The sequence below is a fragment of the Streptomyces sp. NPDC058964 genome (assembly GCF_042741275.1).
Classification (GTDB): domain Bacteria; phylum Actinomycetota; class Actinomycetes; order Streptomycetales; family Streptomycetaceae; genus Streptomyces.
Genome location: NZ_JBHYKH010000641.1, coordinates 1 through 4,535, shown reverse-complemented (window position 1 = coordinate 4,535; position 4,535 = coordinate 1). Strand labels below are relative to the sequence as shown.

Here is a 4,535-nt window from a genome sequence, read left to right as displayed (position 1 = left end):
GAGTTCCCGTGTGGTCCCGGGAACTCCGCCGCGGCGCCTGTGCGTTGGTGCCGCAAGTGCGGCGAAGGAGACAAAGGGGACGGCTCAGCGGCCGGCGCCTCCGTCGGCGTTGGGGCCGGCGTAGTCCTCGCCGTAGGCGCCCTTGGCGGGGCGGCGGCGGCGCATGGGGGGCTCGACGCCGTCTGCGAGGCGGCGGGCGGTGAGCAGGAAGCCCGTGTGACCGATCATTCGGTGGTCGGGGCGGACGGCGAGGCCCTCGATGTGCCAGTTGCGGATCATCGTCTCCCAGGCGGTCGGCTCGTTGAAGCAGCCGATCTCGCGGATGGACTCGACGGTCCTGGCGAGCTGGGTGGTGGTGGCCACGTAGCAGCACAGGATGCCGCCGGGGACCAGCGCCTTGGAGACGGCCTCCAGGCACTCCCAGGGGGCGAGCATGTCGAGGATGACGCGGTCGACGTCGGTGTCGGACAGGTTGTCCTGGAGGTCGCCGACCGTGAGCCGCCATGCCGGGTGCGGGCCGCCGAAGTAGCGCTCGACGTTCTGCTGCGCGATCTCGGCGAAGTCCTCGCGGCGCTCGTAGGAGTGCAGCATGCCCTGGTCGCCGATGGCGCGGAGCAGGAAGCTGCTGAGCGAGCCGGAGCCGACGCCGGCCTCGACGACGCGGGCGCCGGGGAAGATGTCGGCGAAGGCGAGGATCTGCCCCGCGTCCTTGGGGTAGACGACGGCCGCCCCGCGGGGCATGGACAGGACGTAGTCGGGGAGCAGGGGGCGCAGCGCCAGGTAGGCGACGTTTCCGGTGGTGCGGACAACGCTGCCCTCGGGAGCGCCGATCAGTTCGTCGTGCGGGAAGGAACCCTTGTGGGTGTGGAAGTTCTTCCCGGCTTCGAGCGTGAACGTGTAGTGACGGCCCTTGGGGTCGGTCAGCTGAACCTGGTCCCCGACCTTGAAGGGCCCGCGCCTGCGGGCGGCACCGGTCGGTTCGGACATGTGAACAGCCTACCGGCGTTTCCGGGGGCCGCCGACCACGGAAGGGCAGGGGGTTCTACGTGGTCGGGCGGGCCATGGCCTTGACGAAGGCGCGTTCGACGTCGGCGGCGGACAGGACGCCGTAGATCTCGCCGGTCTCCTCGACGACGAGGTACTCGGTGGCGGGGGTGGCACGCAGGACGTCGAGCAGATCCTCGCCCGCGAGTTCCGCCGAGACGCGCATGCCGTCGGTGAGTTCCTGGGCGAGGCCGCTGACGGAGACCCAGGGGCGGCGGTGTTCGGGTACGCCGACGATGGCGGCCTCGCGCACGAGGGAGAGGGGGTTGCCGTCGGCGTCGACGACGACGAGGGCGCGGGCGCCGGCGGCGTTGGCCCGGCGCAGGGCCTCGGAGAGGGGGGTGTCGGTCTCCACCGGGACGGCTCGGCGGGTGAGGGTGCGGGCGCGGAGTTCCGGGAGGTGTTCGCGCAGGCGGGCCATGCGGAGGCTGTTTCCGGCGCCGGTCCAGATGATCGCGGCGAGGATGGCGGCGAGCAGGGCGTCGGTGACGGTGTCCATGCCGTTGATCTCCTCGCCCCCGGAGCCGAGGGCGCCGGACTGGTTGAGGAGCGGGAGGCCGATCAGGACGGAGAGGGCGAGGGCACGGCCGACCCAGGCGGCGGCGACGGTGCCGCTCATGGGCTTTCCGGTGATCTTCCAGACGACGGCTCGGAGCATGCGGCCGCCGTCGAGGGGGAGGCCGGGCAGGAGGTTGAAGGCGGCGACGATGAGGTTGGAGATCATCAGGCCGGCCAGCAGGACGCCGGGGACGGTGCCGGGCCGCACCGGCTGCATGGCGAGGTAGAACAGGCCGGCGAGCACGAGCGAGAGCAGGGGGCCGACGAAGGCCAGGACGAATTCGCGTCCGGGCGTCTCGGCCTCCTTCTCGATCTCGGAGACCCCGCCGAAGAACTGGAGCTGGATGCGGCGGACGGGGAGCTTGAAGCGGATGGCGGCGACGGTGTGGGCGAGCTCGTGGACCAGGACGGAGGCGTAGAAGGCGACCGCGAAGAAGAGGGAGACGAGGTAGCGGGCGGCGCCGAGTTCCGGCAGCACGCGGTCGAGCTGTCCGCCGAACACCCAGGTGATCAGCGCGGCGACGAGGAACCAGCTGGGAGCCACGTACACGGGTACGCCGAAGGGCCGTCCCATGAGGAGCCCGCCGCCGGGTTCCCGGGGCCGCCGGGGCGGGGGCCCTCCGGCGATGCCGGAGTCGGCGTGGGAACGGACGGTGTGGTCGGTGTCGTCCGGTCCGTGCGTGCCGGTGTGGGCGATGCGGGCAGGCTCCGGGCGGTCGCCGGACGCGGGCTGTGCGGACGGCCCGGCCGCCGCGTCGGTGTTCGTGTCCTCGTCCGTGTCCGTGTCCGTGTCCGGGGCCTCGGGCCGGGTGTCCGCGCGGGCGGGCGGCCCGGGGGCCGGGGGGTGCTCGACGCCGGTCGTGGGGCCGTGGTCCGGTGTCTGCTCTGCTCCTCCACCGGTGGCGGTGGTGGGGGCGTCGTCGTGCTGCGGCCCGGGGTTCCGGGTGACCGGGGCCGTAGGACCTGCGGGGTGCTCGGTCGGCTCGTCGTTGCCGGACCGCGGGTGCCCGTTCCCGCCGCTCACGTCCACGGTTTCCCCTCGTTCGAAGCGTCTTCCGCGCCAGCCGGGCGGAAGGGTCTGGGTCGATGGTATGCGTCCGTCGGCGGGCGTTCCGCCCCGGCACCCCCTGTGTTTGCCCGGCTGCCGTGCGCAAGTCGCGGCCCGCGACTGGGTGACTGTCAGTGGTGGGCCGTATGGTCTGTGGTCATGGACAGCAGCATCGAGGGCGCAGGGTCGGTTCCGCCGGTCATGGCCGAGCCGTTGGCGGCGACGGCGGCCGAGGGCACGGCGGCGGCCGCTCCGCAGCACGTCGTCATGGCCCCCGCCTCGCTGTCGCCGTCACGGGCCAGTGATTTCATGCAGTGCCCGCTGCTGTACCGGTTCCGGGTGATCGACCGGCTGCCGGAGAAGCCGAGTGAGGCGGCGACCCGGGGAACCCTGGTGCACGCGGTCCTCGAGCGGCTCTTCGACGCGCCCGCCGCCGAGCGCACAGCGCCCCGGGCGAAGTCGCTGATCCCGGGCCAGTGGGATCGGTTGCGGGAGACGAAGCCCGAGGTCGTGGAGTTGTTCGCCGACGACCCCGAGGGCGAGCGGCTGGCGCAGTGGCTGAGCGAGGCGGAGCGGCTGGTGGAGCGGTGGTTCTCGCTCGAGGACCCGACGCGGCTGGAGCCGGCCGAGCGCGAGCTGTTCGTGGAGACCGAGCTGGAGTCCGGACTGCGGCTGCGCGGGATCATCGACCGGGTCGACGTGGCGCCGACCGGTGAGGTGCGGATCGTCGACTACAAGACCGGCAAGGCGCCGCGGCCGGAGTACGCCGAGGGCGCGCTGTTCCAGATGAAGTTCTACGCGCTGGTCGTGTGGCGCCTGAAGAACGTGATCCCGCGGCGGCTGCAGCTCGTCTATCTCGGCAGTGGTGACGTGCTGACGTACGACCCCGTGCCGGCCGATCTGGAGCGTGTCGAGCGGAAGCTGCTGGCGTTGTGGGAGGCGATCCGGCAGGCCACCGAGTCCGGTGACTGGCGGCCGCGTCCGACCAAGCTGTGCGGCTGGTGCGACCACCAGGCGCACTGCCCGGAGTTCGGCGGCACTCCCCCGCCGTACCCGTTGCCGGTGCGGGCGGCCGGGTCCGGGGACCTGTGAGCGGGCGCCCCGGAGGCGGAGCGTCGACGGGGCGCAGGGCAGAATGGGGCCGGACTAGCGAAGGAGACTTACGTGGCCATCCGCGTCCTACTGGTCGACGACCAGCCGCTGCTGCGTACGGGCTTCCGGATGATCCTGGAGGCCGAGCAGGACATCGCGGTCGTCGGTGAGGCCGGAGACGGCCTGCAGGCACTCGACCAGGTGCGGGCGCTGCAGCCCGATGTGGTACTGATGGACATCCGCATGCCGCGGATGGACGGTGTGGAGGCGACCCGGCAGATCACCGGGCCGGGACGGGACGGTCCGGCCAAGGTGCTGGTGCTGACCACCTTCGACCTGGACGAGTACGTGGTGGAGGCGCTGCGGGCGGGGGCCAGCGGGTTCCTGCTGAAGGACGCGCCCGCCAACGAGCTGGTGCAGGCGATCCGGGTGGTGGCGGCGGGTGAAGCGATGCTGGCGCCGAGCATCACGCGGCGGCTGCTGGACAAGTACGCCACGCATCTGCCCTCGGGTGACGAGCCGGTGCCGGACACGCTGCACACGCTCACCGACCGTGAGGTGGAGGTGCTGAAGCTGGTGGCGCGCGGGCTGTCGAACGCGGAGATCGCCGCGGACCTGTTCGTGAGCGAGACGACCGTCAAGACGCACGTGGGCCACGTGCTGACGAAGCTGGGCCTGCGCGACCGGGTGCAGGCGGCCGTGTACGCGTACGAGAGCGGGCTGGTGCGTCCCGGCGCGCAGTAGCGTGTGGCGGTGCTACGACGAGGGCGCCCACCCCGGGGGGAGGGCGCCG

4 protein-coding genes are annotated in these 4,535 nt (G+C 72.3%); 2 read left to right on the top strand and 2 right to left on the bottom strand.

The window, feature by feature from the left end:
* Positions 1 to 84 precede the first annotated feature (84 nt).
* Both ACFW2E_RS42070 and ACFW2E_RS42065 read right to left on the bottom strand, forming a co-directional pair.
* A complete protein-coding gene (locus ACFW2E_RS42070) occupies positions 85 to 987 on the bottom strand; it encodes a tRNA (adenine-N1)-methyltransferase (RefSeq protein WP_384476017.1) in 903 nt (300 codons plus the stop codon).
* A gap of 55 nt (positions 988 to 1,042) precedes the next feature.
* Positions 1,043 to 2,632: a site-2 protease family protein gene (locus ACFW2E_RS42065; RefSeq protein WP_384476014.1), complete on the bottom strand. Its 1,590-nt coding sequence runs from the start codon at positions 2,630 to 2,632 to the stop codon at positions 1,043 to 1,045.
* A gap of 177 nt (positions 2,633 to 2,809) precedes the next feature.
* Here ACFW2E_RS42065 and ACFW2E_RS42060 point away from each other — a divergent pair, with 177 nt between their 5' ends.
* Positions 2,810 to 3,742 carry a RecB family exonuclease gene (locus ACFW2E_RS42060; RefSeq protein WP_384476012.1) on the top strand — a complete coding sequence of 311 codons (933 nt, stop codon included), beginning with the start codon at positions 2,810 to 2,812 and terminating at the stop codon, positions 3,740 to 3,742.
* Between the two features lie 72 nt (positions 3,743 to 3,814).
* Positions 3,815 to 4,486 carry a response regulator transcription factor gene (locus ACFW2E_RS42055; protein WP_020141342.1) on the top strand — a complete coding sequence of 224 codons (672 nt, stop codon included), beginning with the start codon at positions 3,815 to 3,817 and terminating at the stop codon, positions 4,484 to 4,486.
* Positions 4,487 to 4,535: the final 49 nt, after the last annotated feature.

What these genes read in the sequence shown, in the direction of transcription:
- ACFW2E_RS42060 (WP_384476012.1), top strand. Translation starts at nt 2,810, where the DNA reads ATGGACAGCAGCATCGAGGGCGCAGGGTCGGTTCCGCCGGTCATGGCC.
- ACFW2E_RS42070 (WP_384476017.1), bottom strand. Translation starts at nt 987, where the DNA reads ATGTCCGAACCGACCGGTGCCGCCCGCAGGCGCGGGCCCTTCAAGGTC.